Consider the following 239-nt stretch of genomic DNA (forward strand, 5'->3'; position numbering starts at 1 on the left):
TACCCACTGCGAGCAAAGCTCGAAATATCGCATCCTATGAGCAAATAGAGCATGTAATCAGGGAGGGTGTGTCTTGTTTTTGCATTTCATCAGTTCACTCGTAGACACTCGCTCTAAAAATCTATCTGTGCTTTTCATTTTGGCTTTAGCCAAAGAAAGCCCCGAAGGGGTGTGAAGCGAAAGCGGAACATCATCGAAGCCCCAGCGGAGATGACTGGGGGGAGCCGACAACGTAAAAG

At 47.7% G+C, this 239-nt stretch carries 1 protein-coding gene; it reads right to left on the reverse strand.

What is annotated here, in order from left to right; genetic code table 11:
- Window positions 1-57: 57 nt before the first annotated feature.
- On the reverse strand, window positions 58-239 hold a 182-nt coding region (locus GYB81_RS24615; RefSeq protein ID WP_233787682.1), incomplete at its 5' end, for a hypothetical protein.

The sequence above is a fragment of the Pseudomonas yangonensis genome, assembly GCF_009932725.1.
Lineage (GTDB): Bacteria > Pseudomonadota > Gammaproteobacteria > Pseudomonadales > Pseudomonadaceae > Aquipseudomonas > Aquipseudomonas yangonensis.